The organism is Paenibacillus konkukensis (assembly GCF_023523925.1).
Lineage (GTDB): Bacteria > Bacillota > Bacilli > Paenibacillales > NBRC-103111 > Paenibacillus_S > Paenibacillus_S doosanensis.
This window is the reverse complement of sequence record NZ_CP027059.1, coordinates 334,718-352,722: the sequence shown is the minus strand read 5'-3', so window position 1 is coordinate 352,722 and position 18,005 is coordinate 334,718. Positions and strand designations below refer to the sequence as shown.

Here is an 18,005-nt window from a genome sequence, read left to right as displayed (position 1 = left end):
CGGAGCATGGGATGGAGCTTGAAGCACAGTGTCGAGATGTTATCCGACGAGGAGGCGAGTCAGGATGAAACATATCGTAACGATCTGGGGAACCCCTGCGTCTAGCGAAAAGGAACTGAATGCTTTTACCGAGACGGTGTACGATGATGACGGAGAAGCGCTTCTGTCCCCCTTTCTGAACGGGATAGGCTGTTCATGGATCGATGAAGATTTTATGGAAAGACATTATTTCGGGGACGAGGAGGAACGCACGGCTTTTATTGAATATTTGCGGTCGGATTACGCTCCGCACGAGGCGTTCGCTGAGCGGCTGCCGGAGGCAATCGGCGAAGCGATCCGGGCCTATCCTTCGGTCATTATCCTGTACGGCAACGATTCGCCATACGGAGCGATCAACGAATCGTTGCTTGCGATAGCCGAGGCAGGCCCGCCCGCAGGCTCTGCTGCCGCCCTTCTCGCGATCGTCGAATACGAAAGCAATCTGGAGAAGCTTTAGCGTTCGCCTTTGTTCCCGGATTTCCCCCGTTTCACGGGCTTATCTATTCAAGAAATCCGGGGACAAGAGCGATCGGAAGATGCTTTCGCATGCGGAGTGGGCGTTTTCCACCACCCTTTTTGAAATACGAGAGAGAGTTCATGCAGGGAGGAGCTTGGTACGATGAAACAACTGCTTCACGAAATCACAGAGCTGCTGCAGAGCGATCTGCCCGAGCTGGCCGCATCGTTAAACCCGCCGGCATCGGAAGAGGAGCTTCGCAGCGCGGAAGCGGAATTGGGGTTCGGTCTGCCGCCGGAGCTGCGGGAGCTTTATCTGATCCACAACGGGGAGCAGGACGGCGGCCCGGGCTTGTTTATGGGTCTGCCGTTTCTATCGCTGGACGGGATGATGGCGGAATGGAGAATTTGGACCGGGCTCGAAACTGAGAATTGGGAAGCGGAGCATTATTCCGTTCCCGCCGGCTGGATCAAGGAGCAGTACATCAACCGGTATTGGCTGCCGATCGCCAAAGATTGGGGAGGCAACCACATCGGCATCGATCTGGACCCTGCGGATCAAGGAAGGGCAGGACAGGTGATGAATTTTGGCCGCGATGAAGAGGTCAAATACGTCATTGCACGCCATCTCTCACATTTGCTGCAGTTTATCCGCGATACGGCTCAAGAAGGTTTGTACACTGTCAATCGCGAGGAGGACGAGTACGTCTCTTGGACCTTCGGCAAGGAAGGGGAGGTTCATTTTCTCGATGCGATTCGCAGGATTGAGCTGCCCGTGCTGGAGCCGATCCGATTCGGGGAGCCAGGCGTACAGGAGGCGCAGCAATGGTTCGAGGGGCTGGATGACGGCTGGAAGGCGAAAATTATCGAGACATTCGGCTCCCGGGACGAGTTTCTTCGCGCCAAGCGGATTTATTTGATCGATCAAGGACTGACGGATACGGCTCCGCTCGGAGCATGCAGCGATGTGCGCGAGCTCGTTCTGAGCGCGAACGAAATTCGTTCCGTCGAAGCCTTAAGCGGCTGCAAGCAGTTGAAGGTGCTGTATTTGGCGAAAAATCCGGTTTCGGACCTTCACCCGCTGCAGCATCTGGAGCAGCTGCAGGAACTGGTGCTTTCCGATACGGCCGTAACCGATCTGTCTCCGCTCAGCGCGCTTCCCAAACTGAGGGCGGTCGATCTTGAGCATACGCAGGTTCGCGACTTCTCGCCGCTGAAGCCGGTCCAAAGCTTGCGCTCTCTGCAAGTTTCCGCTCCCGATGCGGAGCGGCTTCGCAGTATATCCGAGCTTCGTCAGCTCAGCGAGCTGACGATTTCCGAATTGGGCACCGTCACAGCGGATGACTTGGCCGTATTGGCCAAGCTCTCCGGCTTGCGGAAGCTGGTGCTGGAAGGGGCCGCTCTAGCGCATTTGCAGTTTGCGGCATCATGCCGGAAGCTGCAAACGTTGGTTATAAAGGATTCGGCAGTCGAAGATATTTCCGCATTGGCGCGGCTTGACCATCTCCGTTCCCTGGAGCTGTCGGGCTCCCCTGATATCGGGAAGCTGGAGGAGCTGGCCCGTTCGGCCTCGCTGAACAAAATAACGGTCTCTTACCGGCAATTTGCGTTATTAAAAGATCGCTTCGACAGGATCATCGATTTTTCTTCGATCACCGGCGATATGACGGACGAGGAAAGCGACATTTGGTACGAGTATGTGAAGCGCGCCCGCGCTGAATAGCTTGTTGGTAAAAAACGAAAGGAGGGGCGCTTTTGATACCTGAAGCCGGAGATATTTACTGCGTCTATGTCGAAAGGCTGCGGAGCTACGCAGCTTGTCAGGTCACGCATATCAAGCAGCCCGAATCCGCAAAAGGAAAGCCGCTGGCGGCCGTGCTCGAGCTTGACTGGCTCGGCGACGCCCCGCCCTCCGAGAGCGAGTTGCGGCAGATGAAGCCGCTGATCTGCAACTATTTTTTCTGGAACGACCGGATCGATCATTCGTACGTCGATGCCGTCGTGCCGGCAGGGTACACGAAGGTCGGCAGCCTCCCGCCGCTGGCGGAGGAAGAAGTGGTCAGCTACGGCAGCTGGGATACGGGCGGCAGCATGGCACGCCAGCGCAATTGGGAAGCCATCGCTCCCAAGCTGCGGCAGCGCTTCAAGGAAGCCGCTCAAGACCGCGCGAAGGTCGATGTGGGCGGCCGGTCATTGTCGCGTTCGACAAGCGCGGCTGACGAGGATTTGCTGCGGCAGCTGTCCGATCTATCCGAATTGGAGAAGCTGCCGTGCCTTACGCGCATTCACGCCGATACGCTGAGCGAACCGCTGCTTGCGTTCATTGCCGGCAACCCGTTCATAATCGAGCTGCAAGTCAGCCATGTCGAAGGGACGGACCTTGATTTAAGCGCCTGCCGCTTGAATCGCCTCGCTATCCGGCCCGAAGGGCTGCGGCAGCTGACACTGAACCGGGACATGCTGCAGCTCACGCTGACCGGTCCCGCTTCGCCGGAGCTGCGCATCGCCGCTGAAGAAAACGGACGCTGGCTTACGGTGCACAATACCGCGAAGCTGCCGGCGTTGATCGGTCTGGATCGGCTGGGCGGGCTGCATCTGACCGGCATCGCGTCGCTCGATTTGACCGCCGTCGTGCGGCGCTTCCCGGCGCTGCGCGAGCTGCGTCTGTGGGGCAAGCCGGGCACGCTGACCGGCGTGGACAGCCTGGCTGCGCTGCCGGAGCTTCGGCGATTCAGCACGTACGATCTGTTCGGCTTTACCGGCGAGCAGTTCCCCGGGCCGGACAAGCTGCCGCGTTTGGAATGGCTGTGGATGACCAGCCTGCCGGCCGAAGCGGCCGGGCCGATCAAAGCGTGCTACAAGAAGCAGGCGGCGGCCGGTCTCGATTTGCACATCACGAAGGCCCGCAAGCCCGAATGGCTGGCGGAAAATCTCGATAATCCGTTCCGGGATTGGGACGGGCGCGAGCATATCTCCGCAGCCAACGCCCGCAAAGCCGCTTCGCTGTACAAGAAGACGCAATCGGCGCTGCGAAGTCTCGCTCTCCGCTCCGCTGCGGCCGGACCGAGCGATGCGGCGGTTCGGGAGGAGCTGGAAGCGCTGGTTGCCGCATACACTGAGACGTTCAACCGGATGGACCGGCGGGGGAGTTTCATCGAAACGGTGGAGCGGGAAGAAATTTATACCGTGCTGACCGATCTGCTGCAAAACTTTCAAGCGGTGGGCGGCCAAGCGGACATCGATGTGCTGGTGAAGCTGTTCGACAGCCTGCGCGATTATTGATAACCGTTAGCAGCGGAAAGGGGATGAAGCTGTGAATAAAGGCGTACTCGCTGTTCGTTCCGGCTCTCGTCCGATCCGCTCGTTTGTCGGAGCTTGACGAGAGGAAGGCCTTAGTGTGTCGCCGCTATTCGCGATAGTAATGAACGAGGCTGCAGCTTTGCTGCGGCCTTTTTTCGTTGTTTAGGAAATGATGCGCAGCCATATCCTGTGGAAATCCGGGGTCTCCCCCGAAAGGAATGTCTACCCATAGAACGATCCCGGTGGATTGGTTAGACGCCGATCCAGCTGAAGCTGGATGCGGACGGAATAAGCTTCAGAGCATCACGTCACTTTTGAGGGATTTGTTCTTGATAGCCGCCCCTTGGTGTTCAGCAGAATGTTCAAGAAGCAAACCGGCCAATCCCCTGCCCGATACCGGTAAGAACAATGGGATAAGGGGGAATAACGGTAAAAACGCTGGACAAAAGGAAAGCGTTAACGGATATTATTATGCATAGAGATTTGTTTTTTGAATTTGCCAGCCGATTCTCACAGGGGGTTGTTCCGTGAAGACCATGCAAGGAAAAATGTTCTCCGCGTTCGGATGGGTCGTGCTTCTCGCCATCATTCCCATTGCCTACAGTTCTTATTATTATTCGGCAAAAGTCATTGAACGCAACGCGACGTCCTATATTTCCGACAGGATTCAGGGGGTCAACGGCAACCTGCAATCGATGGTCGAGGAAGTCGATAACATCGCCAAGGCGATCGTTATCCGCGATGTGATTCACCAAAGTCTGCTCAGCCGCAAAGAAGCTCCGACGATCGAATGGTTTCAGGAGAAGAAAGAAGTGGAGGAGTTTCTCGGCTCGATGATCGCCTTCAAAAATTACGTGCAGCAGATCACCGTCATCGGCCGCGACGACACCGTATTCTATACGGGGAACCGGATCGGAAACTCCGAATTCACAGCCTCGTTATGGGAGAACCCCCGTATTCGCGAGAACAAACGGCATTTGCTGTACGATCCGTCGGGGAACGGAAGGATTCTGCTTGTTCGTCCCGTCCTGTCCGGCGGGGAGATGATCGGACTGTGCATCGTCCATTTCGATCCGAATCTGTTCAAGCAGGTGTACGATATTGAACCGTTGTCGGAAACGGTCGTCTCGGTCATTGATGAAAGCGGAAACATTATCTACGATTCCAGATCCGAGCGAATTCATACGCAGCTTCAGGATAAGGAGACGCTGGCCTTATTGGCCGGAGCCGTGCCCGGCGAATGGAAGAGCAGCAAGATCGATATGGAAGGCCAGTCGTATCTGGCCGTGCAAACCCGATCGCAATATACCGGCTGGTCGACGATCGTCATGGTCCCGCTTCGCGTGCTGCTTAGCGAGGTGAACGGCATTAAGCTTCAAACGCTTACCCTGGCCATTGCCGTGCTGATCGCCGTGCTGCTTATTTCCCATGTGCTTTCCCGGCAAATCGCCAAAAATATTAAGCGGCTGCACAGCGCCATGAAGCTCGTCCGCGAAGGGCATATGAATGCGCGGCCGCGAATCAGGAACGAGGACGAAATCGGGCAGCTCAGCGAAATGTTCGTCTCGATGATGGATCATTTGCAGGAGCTGCTGCATACGGTCAAGACGCAAGAGCGGCAGCGGCGCGAAGCGGAATACAGGGCGCTGCAGGCGCAGATCAAGCCTCATTTCCTGTACAATACGCTGAACACGATCAAATATTTGGCCCGCATCCAGCACGCCCCCAATATCGAGGAAATTTCCGGATCGCTCATTGAGCTGATGCGGTTCGCCATCGATCCGAAGCGGGAGATGATCCCCGTTCGCGAGGAGCTGAAGCAGGTGGAGCATTATGTGCGAATCCAGCGGTACAAGTTTTTGGACCGGATCGCCGTCAATATCAACGCGGAGGAGGAGGCGCTGGATTGCCTCATCCCGAAGCTGATCGTGCAGCCTATCGTCGAAAATGCGATGAACCACGGCCTTGGCGCTCTGGACCGGGAAGGCACCGTATCGATCCGGATTTATTGCGACGCATCGAAGCTGCTGAAGCTGAGCGTTACGGACGACGGGATCGGCATGCAGCCGGAGCTGCTTCAGGCGATAAGCACCAACGCCGCGCGGGCGGAATCCGATTCGGCCGGAGGCATAGGATTAAGCAACATACGGGAACGGCTGCAGCTGGCCTTCGGAGAGCCTTACGGACTTACCGTGTACAGTCAGGCGGGAGCTTTTACGACCGTGGAAATTACGATTCCCCAAGTAAGGAAGGTGCGTAGCGATGTTGTTGAAAGTTATAGCGGTTGACGACGAGCTGCTCGTTCGAAATCATTTAAGGTCGCTTATCGATTGGGAGCAGTTCGGCTTTACGCTATGCGGCGAAGCGGGAGACGGCGCCGAAGCGCTGGAGCTTGTCCGGGACACGGCCCCGCATCTGGCTATCGTCGATATGAATATGCCGGGAATGGACGGCGTGGAGCTGATCCGGCAATTATCCGAACGCTGCCCGGAGCTGCGGATGATTGCCCTCAGCAGCTATGATTCGTATGAATACGTTCGGGGGTCGCTGCATTTCGGCGCCGTCGATTATTTGCTCAAGCACCGGCTGTCTCCGGAGACGCTCGTCCAGGTTTTAAGCAAGGTGAAAGAGAAGGTGCGGGTCGAGCTTAAGCAGCAAACCGACCGCGAGCGGGAGCGGCTCAAATGGGAAGCGGCGGTGCCCGCCGTCAATCAAAGCTATTTGAAGGAGTTGTTAATCGGCGCCGGCGCGGCCGACGAGAGCAAGTATGTCGAGCATTTCCGGGACCTGCCTTACGGAAGGGACAGCCAGCGGCATGTGCTGCTGCTCATGAAGCTGATGAATTTCGAGGAGCTGCATATGCGAATGAACGAGCAGGAGCTGACCCTATTCATCCGTTCGGTTACCGATATGACGCTGCAGATTATAGCCGACGCGGGCTGCGCGGTTTATTTGGAGAGAGGCACGTTCGGCGTCCTGTTATCTATGGAGCATGGGCGCAGCGAGAATGAAATCCAGCAGCAGGTCGAAGGCAAGAAAGCACGCTTGAAAAAATCGCTTGAGCTGTATTTTAATTGCTCCGTGCTGTTTGTGCAGACGGGGATATTCCGCACCCTTGCGGCCATCTCGGCGCAATATGTCCGGCTCCAGGGCAAGCTGGACGAGCTGCAGGGGCATTCGCCGAAGGCGGAGCGAGCGGAACGGGCTGTCGTCTCGTATGTGACGATAAGCCAGGAGAAAGAGCTGCTCGCGGCCGCGGAAGCTTGCGACGCCGAGGAGCTGTCGCGAATCGTGCGGGATGTCGCCCAAGCTTGCGACGCGGACAGGGCGGCGTATCCCCGCGGGATTGCGCGCGCCGGGGCGGAGCTGATGCATCTGGCGGTCAAGATTGCGCAAAAAGCCGGAATCGAATCGGAGTGGATCGTCCGGGAGCTGAGCGGCGGTCCTGCGGACCCCAAGGATGGGGCGGAGCTGGAGAGTACGTACCAAGCCTTGTTCGCCAAGCTGGCCGAAGCTCTGAGCGCAGTCCAAACCTCAGCCCGATATTCCCGGTATGTCGCCCAGGCCATTCGGAGAATCCAGCAAAACTATAGACAAGGGATTACGCTGGAGGAAACGGCGGAGCAGTTGGGTATAACGCCGTCTTACCTCAGCAGGCTGTTTAAGGAAGAGCATGGAACGACCTTCACCGAGTGTTTGACGGCGTACCGGATCGACAGAAGCGCCCAGCTCATTCGCACGAGAGCCTGCTCCGTGAAGGAAATTTATCATTTGGTCGGCTTTAACAGCTACAGCTATTTTATTAAAGTGTTCAAGGAGCATATCGGAGAGACGCCTCACGTCTACGCGGGCAAGTACGGGAAGTAGTATTGCAATAATTTGATGTTTATTATAAAAATATGATACGATGCCGCGGCGTTGCGCATTTTATAATAATTTCAGTTCGGAAAACAAAAAGAAAAAGGGGCTGAAATGGATATGAATCGAATGAAAACGCTGTCAACTTCGTTTATGGCCGTCGCGGCATTTTCCTCACTGCTGGCCGGATGCTCGTCGGGGGATCAAGGCGCTGCGAAGCAGCCGTCCGCCGCCGGAGGCGATGCCGGTTCCGTATTGAACGCGAGCGGATTCCCGATCGTCAACTCCGAGGTGTCGATGCGGGTGTTCGGCTGCAAGGACCCGAACCAAGCGGCATGGAAAGATGTATTGGTGCTGAAGGAGTACGAGAAGAAAAGCGGCATCAAAATGGTGTATGAAGAGACGCCGACGCAAGGCTGCGCAGAGAAACGAAACCTGTTGTTCGCGTCCAATGAATTGCCCGACGTCTTCCTGAGGGCGGATCTAAGCAATACCGACATTTCCAAATACGGGATGCAGGAGCAAATGCTGATCCCCTTGGAAGGGCTGATCGATAAATACGCGCCCAACTTGAAAAAGCTGTTCGACCAATACCCCGAAGCCAAAAAATCGGTTACGGCGACCGACGGGCATATTTACTCGCTGCCGGTGCTGCGCCTTCAGGCGGCAGGCCGGGGAGATAAAATCTGGATCAATCAAGACTGGCTGACGAAGCTGAATTTGAAAGAGCCTACGAATATCGACGAGCTGCTCACGGTGCTGCGCGCCTTCCGCGACCAGGACCCTAACGGCAACGGCAAGAAGGACGAGATTCCGCTCGGACTTCGCGATCCGGGGATGGTATTCACCACCTTCGCAGGCTCGTTCGGCTTGGATCATCAGCTCGGAACGAACGCCAATATCGACGGCGGCAAAGTCAAGCTGTGGGTCGGCGACGACAGATACAAGGAGCTTCTGATGTTTCTGAATAAGCTGTATGCCGAAAAGCTGCTGTATGCGGACTTTTATTCGCAGGACCTGCCGAAATGGCGCAGCAACTTGTCGCAAGCGTTGTACGGCATGTTCTTTATTTACGCATCCGACCCGTTCACCAAGGTCGAAAATCAATTTGCCGGCATGGCTCCCGTCAAAGGGCCGCACGGCGACCAAATGCTCAGCACGGGCAGCCCGCTGGCATCGCCGATCGGCACCTTCGCTATTACCAATGTCAACAAAAATCCGGAAGCGGCGATCCGCTGGGTCGATTACTTCTATAGCGAAGAGGGAAGCCGCTTTTTCAACTACGGGGTGGAAGGGCAGACTTATTCGATGCAAAGCGGCAAGCCCGTGCTCGCCGACAGCATCAAGAACGATCCCCGCGGCATGATGGCCGCTTTGGGGCAGGTCAATCTGGTTCCGGGCGGCGGTTTCCCTACGATCATTGTCGACGATATCGTGTTAAGCGAGAGAACGAAGGAAGTATCCGCCGTTTCCGAGCCGTTCACGTCCAAAATGATGTACGGCGCTCCGATCTTCGATCAAGAGGCGACCGACACGATTGTGCCGATCAAAGCCGATCTCGATAAATTCGTCCAGGAGTCGGCCATCAAATTTATTTTAGGCGAAATGAGCTTTGACAAATGGGACGAATATACGGCGACGCTGAAAAAAATGAAAATCGATCAGCTGGAACAGGCATACCAAAAAGCCTTCGATGCCATGAATAAGTCTTAGGAGCGTGATTGTTCATGAAATCGCAGGTCATCATGTCGACGGCGGCGGGCACGGCTCGCCGCCGTCTATGGAAACGAGTGCACGCCAAGTACGAATTTTACATTATGCTGTCCATCCCCGTCATCTGGTACATTGTGTTTAAATACGTTCCAATGTACGGCATTCAGATCGCCTTTAAGGATTTTTCCGCAAGCCGCGGGATGATGGCCAGCCCCTGGGCGGGACTCAAGCATTTCGAACGGTTTTTCGAATCGTCGTATTTCTGGGAGCTGCTGTGGAACACCCTTTCGCTGAGCGTCTACTCGCTATTGGTAGGCTTCCCGTTACCCATTCTGCTTGCTTTGCTGATTTATGAAATCCGCTTTCTGCGGCTGAAGAAGTGGGTTCAGAACGCGACGTATATTCCTCACTTCTTATCCTTGGTCGTAATCGTCGGCATGCTGAACGTGTTTCTGGATGCCGACACCGGCAAGGTGAATCAGCTGCTCGCTCTGTTCGGCGCCGATCCGGTGCCGTTCATGCGCAAAGCGGAATGGTTCCAAACGGTATTCGTCTCCTCCGATGTGTGGCAGCATATGGGATGGGGCTCGATCATTTACTTGGCGGCGCTAAGCGGCATCGATCCGACCTTGTACGAAGCGGCCAAAATGGACGGGGCTACGCGGCTGCAGCGGCTTATGAACATTTCGCTGCCGGGGCTATTGCCGACGATTATTATTATGTTTATTTTGCAAATCGGACATTTGATGGATGTCGGCTTTGAGAAAGCGCTGCTGATGCAAAATCCCGTGAATGCGAGCAAAGGCGAAATTTTGGCAACGTTCGTGTATAAAAACGGGATTCAGCAAGGCCAGTTCAGCTACACGGCGGCGGCGGGACTGTTCAATTCCGTGATCGATTTCGCGCTGCTGCTTGCCGTCAACACGTGGGCGCGCAAAAAAACAGAAACCAGCTTGTGGTAGGTGGTGATACGATGATGACGCTTCATGATTCCAAAGCGGTCCGCTCCCGGGACGACAAGCTCTTCGATACGATCGTCTGCCTCTTGGCCGTCATTGTGCTATTGATTGTGCTGTATCCGCTCTTATTTGTCGTCAGCGCATCCTTCAGCGATCCGGTTCGCGTGATCGAAGGAAAGATTTGGCTGCTTCCGCAGGGGCTCACCTTTGACGCCTATCTGCACGTATTCGAGAACGAATCGATCTGGAGCGGTTACCGCAATACGTTAATTTATACGCTCGCCGGGACGTTCATTAACATCGTGCTGACGATTTTGGCGGCGTATCCGCTTTCGCAGAGAGATTTGCCGGGACGCAAGACGCTGATGTTCCTGATCACGATCACGATGTTTTTCAGCGGGGGGCTGATTCCGACTTACCTCTTGATCAAGTCGCTCGGTATGATCAATACGATCTGGGCGCTGATTGTCCCCGGCGCGATTTCGACCTATAACCTTATCGTTATGCGGACATTTTTTCAGAACGGAGTGCCGTTCGAGCTGCAGGAATCGGCCTGGATGGACGGGGCGTCCAATTTCCGGCTGCTCTTTACGATCGTGCTCCCGCTGTCCATGCCGATTATCGCGGTGATGGTGCTGTTTTACGGCGTAGGCCACTGGAACGCCTATTTCAATGCGATGATCTACTTAAAAGACCGGGAGCTGTTCCCGCTTCAGCTGATTTTGCGCGAAATTCTCATTCTCAATCAGTCGGAAAATATGGGACTGGACGGAGCGGGGATGACCGAGCGGGTTATGATGGCTGAAAGCATCAAGTATTCGGTTATTATTATTTCCAGCCTTCCGGTTCTGCTCCTGTATCCTTTCGTGCAAAAATATTTCGTGCAAGGGGTTATGATCGGCTCGATCAAAGGCTAGCTATCAGGAAGAGACCGCCTCTCAAATTCATAAAGGGAAGGGAATACGGGGATGAATAAACCTAATCTATTATTGATTCAAACCGATCAGCAGACGGCCGAGACGCTGAGCTTGTACGGCAATCCGGCGCTCGCCACTCCGGCGCTGGAGGCGCTGGCGCAGCGGGGCGTTGTATTCGAGCAGGCGTTCTGCAACTATCCGGCTTGCTCGCCGTCGCGCTCCTCCATGTTTACCGGCCGCTATTGCTCGACCTTAAACCTTCACGCTAACCATATGCTGATCAATCCCGCCGAAACGACGCTGCCGCAGGTGCTGAAGCGATGCGGTTATCAGACGGCGATTATCGGCAAAAATCATGCTTTCATGAATCAAGCCGAGTCGTATTATCCGGGAGGCGTTCCGGAGCAGCCGAGCACGCTGCGCGAGGTATTCGATTATGTCCGGCTTGCGGATCACGGCCATATGGTGGACGGCTACCGCGACGACCCCGGCGCCAGAGCGGCGCATGAATGGGCTGTGAAGCATTGCTGGAGCAGTCCGCTCGGCCATGGCATCAATCCGGCTCCGGCGGAGAAATGCGGCACGTTTCTGCTCGGAGAAACGATGCTCGATTATTTGGAGAACGTGCGCGACGAATCGAAGCCGTTCTTCACGTGGCTGTCGTTTCCGGACCCGCACACGCCTTATCAAACGCCGGAACCGTATGCGAGCATGATCGATCCGGCGGACGTGCCGATGCCTCCCGTCGATACGCTGGAGGGCAAACCGGAGCGGGTGAAGGTCGCTCACTTGATGGATGCTATGGATACGGCGGACGAAGCGCTGATCCGGCGCATTCGCGCGATTCACTACGGCATGATCCGCTTTATCGACGATATATTAGCGAAAATATTCGCCAAAATGGATGAGCTGGGACTGACGGCCAATACCGTAATTATGTTCACCTCCGATCACGGAGATTCGATGGGAGCGCACGGGGTCATCCAGAAGCATAACTTTTTTTACGATTCCTTTAATCATGTGCCGCTAATTATGTCCGCGCCCGGCTATTCGGGTCCGAAGCGGACGGCGCATCCCGTCGAGCTGATCGACATCATGCCGACGCTGCTTGAGCTGGCCGGCGCGCCGGTCCCTCCGGGCTGCCAAGGAAGAAGCGTCGCGCCGTTTTTGCAAGGCGATCCGTCGTATATTCCGCGGGAGTTTGTCGTCATAGAGAGCGGGGAGCACGGAACGCCGGTGAAAGTGTCGGATATTACGCTGCGTCCGGAGCATCCGCTGGACGAACGGTATTTTGTCTGGTGCGCGTATGCGGACGCGTGGATCGGCAAAGGCAAGGCCATTCGCACGAACGATTGGAAGCTGTGCGTTTATGCCAACGGGGAGGGCGAGCTCTACGATTTGAAGCAGGACCCGCATGAGCTGCGCAACCGGTTCGACGATCCCGCCTGCGCGGGGGTCCGCACGGATTTGGAGCGCAAGCTGCTGCAATGGACGATGGACAAGGAAGACCGGCTGCCGTTAAACCATACCGTCAAAATCTCCATGCAATCGATGCGCGAAAAATATCATTGTTCATAGTATGGGAAGCCGGGGAATGATCCATTCGTAAGCTGTAAAAGCTAGAAAAAAGACACGAATAACAGCAGCTTCAGCGATTGAATGCGCGATGAACATGCGATGAACAAGCAGCCGGTGTTTGTTCATCGCGCCGCTGGAAGAAAAAACAACGAACACCGTTCTTTACGAACGGTGTTCGTTGTCGTATAATGAGGTCAGCAAAAGCTACAGTATAACGAATCAAAAAAGGAGCTGATCATGATGACATTCGTTTCAGATAAACAACAACCGCGCATCGCTATTATCGGGGGAGGCCCAGGGGGACTGACCTTGGCTTTAATACTTCAGCGCCACGGCATTCCGTCTATCGTCTATGAACGCGAAGCGAACGATACGAACCGGGAGAGAGGAGGATCGCTGGACATTCATGAGGATTCCGGGCAAATCGCGCTCCGCGAAGCGGGTCTGCTCGACCCGTTTTTGGCGGTCGCCCGGTTTGAAGGGGAGGATTTCCGGCTATTGGACAAATCGGGAACGCTCTATATGGATGAAAGGGCGGAGGAAGACGAGCAGGGAAGCCGGCCCGAGATCGACCGCGGCGAACTGTGCGATCTTCTGCTTCATGCGCTGGACCCCGGCCGCATCCGCTACGGCTGCAAGCTGACGGATGCGGCGCCGTTAACGGACGGACGATATGAGCTCCGCTTCGAGAACGGCCTTACGGACGTCGCGGATCTCGTCGTCGGCGCCGACGGAGCCTTCTCGCGGGTGCGTCCGCTGCTGACGGAGGCCAAGGCCGAGTATGCCGGCATCAGCTTCATCGAGCTGAACGTGGAGAATGCGGCCGCCGCTCATCCCGATCTCGCCGCATTGAACGCGCGGGGCAAGCTGTTCGCTTTGTCCGGCGGCCAAGCGATTCTGGCCCAGCTGAACGGAGACGGGCGGATTAAGGTGTATCTCGCCTTCAAGACGGATCGAGGCTGGCTCGATACATGCGGCATCCCGTTCGACCGGCCGGAGGAAGCGAAGCGGCAGCTTCTGGGCTATTTCGAAGACTGGGACGACTCGCTGAAAAATTACATCCGCTATGCCGGCAGCACGGTGCTCCCGAGACGGATTTATATGCTGCCGGTCGGCTTGCAGTGGCCGCATAAGCCCGGCGCGACGCTGATCGGAGACGCCGCGCATCTGATGTCTCCCTTCGCCGGCGAAGGGGTCAATCTGGCGATGCTGGACGCAGCGGAGCTGGCGCTAGCCATCGTCGAGCACAAGGATGTAAACCTGGCGACGGCCGCTTACGAGGCGAAGATGTTCGCATATTCGTCCCGTTCGGCAAAAGAATCGGCCGATAATTTGGAGCTTATTTTCGCGGACAATGCCGCGCAAAAGCTGAAAGAGCTGTTCGACCATTATTATGAACATACCGCTTCCTCCGAAGATTTACAAACGGGTGCGGACATGCTATAAGTGACTTATGGATACTTCAAACCGAAACATTGTCAGCCGCCGGTCAAGGCCGGCCAAGGAGCCGTTAAGCCGGGAAATTATCGTGAATACGGCCCTGATTTTATTGAAGAACGAAGGACCCGCAGGTCTGAGCATGCGCAAAGTAGCCAAGGCGCTCGATACGGGACCTTCCTCGTTATACGTCTATGTAGCCAACCTGGAGGAGCTATGCGCTTACGTTCTCGACGCGGGACTCGCCGCCATCGAGCGGCCCGACCCGGGCGAGGGGGACTGGAAAGCCCGTCTGTTCGATGCCGTATATGCCTATTTGAAGGTACTGTACGAAGCGCCCGGCCTCGCCGAGCTCGCGCTGACGACGATTCCTGTCGGCCCGCGTTCGCTCGAATTGACGGAGTACATTTTGCAAAGACTGTACGAAGGCGGCATCCGCGCCGCGGCTGCGGCGTGGGGAGTGGATTTGCTGCTGCTGTACGCCTCGTCCGTGGCCTTCGAGCAATCTTCGCGCGACCGCAAAGGGACGACCTTGAACCTGTTGGCCGCTTCGTACCGTTCCATCGACCCGCAGCGATATCCGCTGCTGACGAGTCTTAAGGAAGAGATGCTGTCCGGCGGAGACGGCCCCGACGGCGGCAAGGAACGTTTCCGCTGGGGGTTCGAGTCGATTGTGCAGGGGATTCTCCGGCACAATGAATAGGTTGGACGCAAAGGGGCTGTCCTTAACGGGGCAGCCTCGTTTGCGTGTTGTAGGGCCCGGTGAAAAAGCAGACTTCGCTAAGCGAAGGCAATCTGGAGAAGCGTCAGCGTTCGCCTTACAACAGCGAGTGGAGGCTTCTATCGACCGCAGGACACGAACCAATCACCACTCTTTTTATAAGTTAAGAAAAAGTTTATCTTTGCCCTGCTTTTTGTTAAATGAATTTCCTTATCCTATCTGTATAACAGGCAGGGAGGAATCATGATGAAGAAGTGGTTGTGGGCATGGATCGTCATCTTTGGACTAATAAGTTACGGAGCTTATCAGCTGAAACCGATCGTCGCCGGCGATAAACAGAAGCAGGCGGACGTTCAGACCGGGCAGGGAATTCCTCCGAAGAACGGCCGGACGATCAAAGTGGAAAGCAAACAAATCTACCAAGGAAATCTCATCTTGGTCAATAAAGATTATCCGGTACATCAGGAGGGCGTCCAATCCGATATCGTGAACCTGTTTCAGCACAAGGAACTGGTACAAGGATACGGCTTGCTCGATAACACGATCCGTTTGTCGCAAAGCGTGGCGCAGCGGTTTGAGTCGATGATCGATGCGGCCGCCAAAGACGGGGTGACCCATTTCTTGATCAGCAGCGGCTACCGGGATAAGAAAGAACAAGACGAGCTTTACCGGGAAATGGGCGCCGATTACGCACTGCCCGCAGGCTACAGCGAGCATAACTTGGGCTTGTCGCTGGATATCGGGTCGAGCCAGATGGAGATGAATCGCGCTCCCGAAGGAAAGTGGCTGGCGCAACATGCCTGGGCTTACGGGTTTATTCTGCGTTATCCGAAGGATAAAACGGAGATTACGGGCATCCAGTACGAGCCGTGGCATTTTCGCTATGTCGGGTTGCCGCACAGTGCGATTATGCAGGAGAAGCAGTTTACGCTGGAACAATATTTGGACTATCTGAAAACGCAGAAGACGATTACGGCGACGGTAGAGGGGAAGCGGTATGAAGTTTCTTACTATCCGGTGTCCCGAAACGCATCGATTCAGGTTCCGGCGGGCCGCCGCTACGAGCTGTCGGGGAACAACACGGACGGCGTCATCGTCACCGTATTTCCTTGACAGCTTGGAATGAATCGCCAAATGTGTTAACGGACGTCAAAATTTTGTACAATAGAATGGTTAACTTCATGCAAGGGATGGGTACATATGAAACGTATCACGATTTTAGTTGCGGATGACGAGAAGGAAATTGCCGATCTGATCGGCCTGCATTTGACCAAAGAGGGTTATCATGTCATTAAAGCGTCGGACGGGCAGGAAGCGCTGAAGGCCGTGCAGACGAATTCCGTCGACTTAGCGATTCTGGATATTATGATGCCCAGAGCGGATGGATATGAAGTGACGCGGCAAATTCGGGAACAGAGCCCCATGCCGATCATTTTCTTGAGCGCCAAGACGTCCGATTTCGATAAAATCGCGGGGCTGGTGAAGGGTGCGGACGATTATATGACCAAGCCTTTCAATCCGATGGAGCTGATCGCCCGCGTGAACGCGCAGCTGAGGCGTTCCATGCTGCTGAATCAGTTGTCGTCCGACGCCAAGCCCGTGCTGGAAGCGGGCGGGCTGGCGATTTTCCCCGACCAGCGCACGGTTACCTTATACGGCGAGCCGGTGGAGCTGACGCCCAAAGAATTTGACATTTTGTATTTGCTCGCCAGCTATCCGAAGAAGGTGTTCAGCGCGGAAAATATTTTTCAGCAGGTGTGGGGCGAAGACTACTACGAAGGCGGCAATACGGTTATGGTGCATATCCGGAAGCTGCGAAAAAAGCTGGAGGAAGACGAACGCAAGCAGAAGCTGATCAAAACCGTATGGGGGGTGGGGTATACGTTCAATGGCTAGCATGGTACGAAGCTTCCGTTCCAAAATGCTCGTATTATTGGGGCTGAGCATGCTGTTTTCGGGCCTCATTACTTTTTTGTTCTATAAGGTGCTTCAGCTTTATTACCACACGTTTGTCAAATTCGAAGAGCCGCTTGCGTATGTGCGTCTGTTTATAAATAAGGTCGGGGATATTAACTTTTTCTTACTGTTTTTTGTCCCGCTCGCGACCTTGTTTTTCTTTTTTTTGACCAAGCCCTACGCCATGTATTTTAATGAAATTTCGAGCGGTATTCGTCATCTCGCAAGCGGCGACTTTCAACAGCGGGTGCATATTCCGTCCGGGGACGAGTTCGAGGACATTGCGACGGACATCAATCTGGCCAGCGAGAAATTGCAGCAAGCCGTGGAAAGAGGCGACTTCGCGGAAACAAGCAAGGACCGGCTAGTCTTGAATTTGGCTCACGATCTGCGCACTCCGCTCACTTCCGTGATAGGCTACCTCGATTTTATTCTGAACGACGAGCAGTTGACCCGTGAGCAGGTCAGGCAGTATGCGGTGATTGCATTTCAAAAGTCGCAGCGGCTGGAGAAGCTGGTCGACGAGCTGTTCGAAATTACAAGAATGAATTACGGCATGCTGGCCTTCGAGAAAAAAACGATCGATCTCAGCGAGCTGCTGATCCAATTGAACGAGGAGCTGTACCCGATCTTCGAGAAGCATCGGCTCGAGACCCGGCTGAACGTGGCTCCGGGCTTGCTTGTGGCGGGCGACGGAGATTTGTTGGCCCGCGTCTTTGAGAATTTGCTGACCAACGCCGTCCGTTACGGAAGAGACGGCCGGTTTATCGATATGAACGCGCATCCGGACGCGGAGGCGGCCGTCGTTCAAGTGGTCAATTACGGCAGCCCTATTCCGCCGGAGGAGCTGCCGCATATTTTCGATATGTTCTATACCGGCGACAAGGCGCGCTCTCATCTAGAGGGCGGCACCGGTCTCGGGCTGTTCATTACGAAGAACATAGTGACGCAGCACGACGGAACGGTGGCAGCCGAAAGCAGCAAGCAGCGCACCATATTTGAAGTTCGTCTTCCGCGAATCCTGCCGTCCGACAATTAAGAAAAATTTTAAGTTTATCCTACTTCTTTTTA

At 55.2% G+C, this 18,005-nt stretch carries 15 protein-coding genes; all 15 read left to right on the top strand.

The features are described from left to right. Positions 1-64 precede the first annotated feature (64 nt). The 15 genes from SK3146_RS01500 to SK3146_RS01430 all read left to right on the top strand — a co-directional run bounded on the left by SK3146_RS01500 (position 65) and on the right by SK3146_RS01430 (position 17,973). A complete protein-coding gene (locus SK3146_RS01500) occupies positions 65-496 on the top strand; it encodes an immunity 22 family protein (protein WP_249863395.1) in 432 nt (143 codons plus the stop codon). Between the two features lie 162 nt (positions 497-658). Then, positions 659-2,218 (top strand): leucine-rich repeat domain-containing protein, encoded by a 1,560-nt coding sequence (locus tag SK3146_RS01495; RefSeq protein ID WP_249863394.1) that lies wholly within the window; start codon positions 659-661, stop codon positions 2,216-2,218. 32 nt (positions 2,219-2,250) lie between these two features. Beyond that, entirely contained in the window at positions 2,251-3,777 is a 1,527-nt protein-coding gene (locus SK3146_RS01490) for a hypothetical protein (protein WP_249863393.1), read from the top strand. A 260-nt stretch (positions 3,778-4,037) separates the two neighbouring features. Continuing rightward, the gene (locus tag SK3146_RS01485) at positions 4,038-4,274 is read left to right on the top strand and encodes a hypothetical protein (protein ID WP_249863392.1); all 237 of its coding nucleotides are present in this window, start codon (positions 4,038-4,040) and stop codon (positions 4,272-4,274) included. Positions 4,275-4,331: 57 nt separating this feature from the next. Further along, a complete protein-coding gene (locus SK3146_RS01480) occupies positions 4,332-6,083 on the top strand; it encodes a sensor histidine kinase (RefSeq protein WP_249866145.1) in 1,752 nt (583 codons plus the stop codon). After that, positions 6,058-7,662, top strand: coding sequence for a response regulator transcription factor (locus SK3146_RS01475; RefSeq protein ID WP_249863391.1), 1,605 nt, complete (start codon positions 6,058-6,060; stop codon positions 7,660-7,662). Before SK3146_RS01480 ends, SK3146_RS01475 begins: the two co-directional genes overlap by 26 nt. A gap of 111 nt (positions 7,663-7,773) precedes the next feature. Further along, entirely contained in the window at positions 7,774-9,366 is a 1,593-nt protein-coding gene (locus SK3146_RS01470; RefSeq protein ID WP_249863390.1) for an extracellular solute-binding protein, read from the top strand. 14 nt (positions 9,367-9,380) lie between these two features. Then, a complete protein-coding gene (locus SK3146_RS01465) occupies positions 9,381-10,328 on the top strand; it encodes an ABC transporter permease (RefSeq protein ID WP_249863389.1) in 948 nt (315 codons plus the stop codon). 11 nt (positions 10,329-10,339) lie between these two features. Further along, a complete protein-coding gene (locus SK3146_RS01460) occupies positions 10,340-11,242 on the top strand; it encodes a carbohydrate ABC transporter permease (RefSeq protein ID WP_249863388.1) in 903 nt (300 codons plus the stop codon). A 72-nt stretch (positions 11,243-11,314) separates the two neighbouring features. Then, positions 11,315-12,820, top strand: coding sequence for a sulfatase-like hydrolase/transferase (locus SK3146_RS01455; protein ID WP_249863387.1), 1,506 nt, complete (start codon positions 11,315-11,317; stop codon positions 12,818-12,820). A 240-nt stretch (positions 12,821-13,060) separates the two neighbouring features. Then, positions 13,061-14,266 carry an FAD-dependent oxidoreductase gene (locus SK3146_RS01450; RefSeq protein ID WP_249866144.1) on the top strand — a complete coding sequence of 402 codons (1,206 nt, stop codon included), beginning with the start codon at positions 13,061-13,063 and terminating at the stop codon, positions 14,264-14,266. A gap of 7 nt (positions 14,267-14,273) precedes the next feature. Continuing rightward, a complete protein-coding gene (locus tag SK3146_RS01445; RefSeq protein WP_249863386.1) occupies positions 14,274-14,960 on the top strand; it encodes a TetR/AcrR family transcriptional regulator in 687 nt (228 codons plus the stop codon). Between the two features lie 264 nt (positions 14,961-15,224). Continuing rightward, on the top strand, positions 15,225-16,091 hold the full coding sequence (vanY, locus tag SK3146_RS01440) for a VanY-A/VanY-F/VanY-M family D-Ala-D-Ala carboxypeptidase (protein ID WP_249866143.1): 867 nt from the start codon (positions 15,225-15,227) through the stop codon (positions 16,089-16,091). 87 nt (positions 16,092-16,178) lie between these two features. Next, complete coding sequence (locus tag SK3146_RS01435; protein WP_249863385.1) at positions 16,179-16,874, top strand: response regulator transcription factor; 696 nt, start codon at positions 16,179-16,181, stop codon at positions 16,872-16,874. Then, entirely contained in the window at positions 16,867-17,973 is a 1,107-nt protein-coding gene (locus SK3146_RS01430) for a sensor histidine kinase (RefSeq protein ID WP_249863384.1), read from the top strand. Before SK3146_RS01435 ends, SK3146_RS01430 begins: the two co-directional genes overlap by 8 nt. The last annotated feature ends 32 nt before the right edge of the window (positions 17,974-18,005 follow it).

Coding starts and splice junctions, on each gene's coding strand:
- SK3146_RS01450 (WP_249866144.1), top strand. CDS start 13,061: ATGACATTCGTTTCAGATAAACAACAACCGCGCATCGCTATTATCGGG.
- SK3146_RS01445 (WP_249863386.1), top strand. CDS start 14,274: ATGGATACTTCAAACCGAAACATTGTCAGCCGCCGGTCAAGGCCGGCC.
- SK3146_RS01470 (WP_249863390.1), top strand. CDS start 7,774: ATGAATCGAATGAAAACGCTGTCAACTTCGTTTATGGCCGTCGCGGCA.
- SK3146_RS01495 (WP_249863394.1), top strand. CDS start 659: ATGAAACAACTGCTTCACGAAATCACAGAGCTGCTGCAGAGCGATCTG.
- SK3146_RS01430 (WP_249863384.1), top strand. CDS start 16,867: ATGGCTAGCATGGTACGAAGCTTCCGTTCCAAAATGCTCGTATTATTG.
- SK3146_RS01500 (WP_249863395.1), top strand. CDS start 65: ATGAAACATATCGTAACGATCTGGGGAACCCCTGCGTCTAGCGAAAAG.
- SK3146_RS01435 (WP_249863385.1), top strand. CDS start 16,179: ATGAAACGTATCACGATTTTAGTTGCGGATGACGAGAAGGAAATTGCC.
- SK3146_RS01460 (WP_249863388.1), top strand. CDS start 10,340: ATGATGACGCTTCATGATTCCAAAGCGGTCCGCTCCCGGGACGACAAG.
- SK3146_RS01475 (WP_249863391.1), top strand. CDS start 6,058: ATGTTGTTGAAAGTTATAGCGGTTGACGACGAGCTGCTCGTTCGAAAT.
- SK3146_RS01465 (WP_249863389.1), top strand. CDS start 9,381: ATGAAATCGCAGGTCATCATGTCGACGGCGGCGGGCACGGCTCGCCGC.
- SK3146_RS01480 (WP_249866145.1), top strand. CDS start 4,332: ATGCAAGGAAAAATGTTCTCCGCGTTCGGATGGGTCGTGCTTCTCGCC.
- vanY (WP_249866143.1), top strand. CDS start 15,225: ATGAAGAAGTGGTTGTGGGCATGGATCGTCATCTTTGGACTAATAAGT.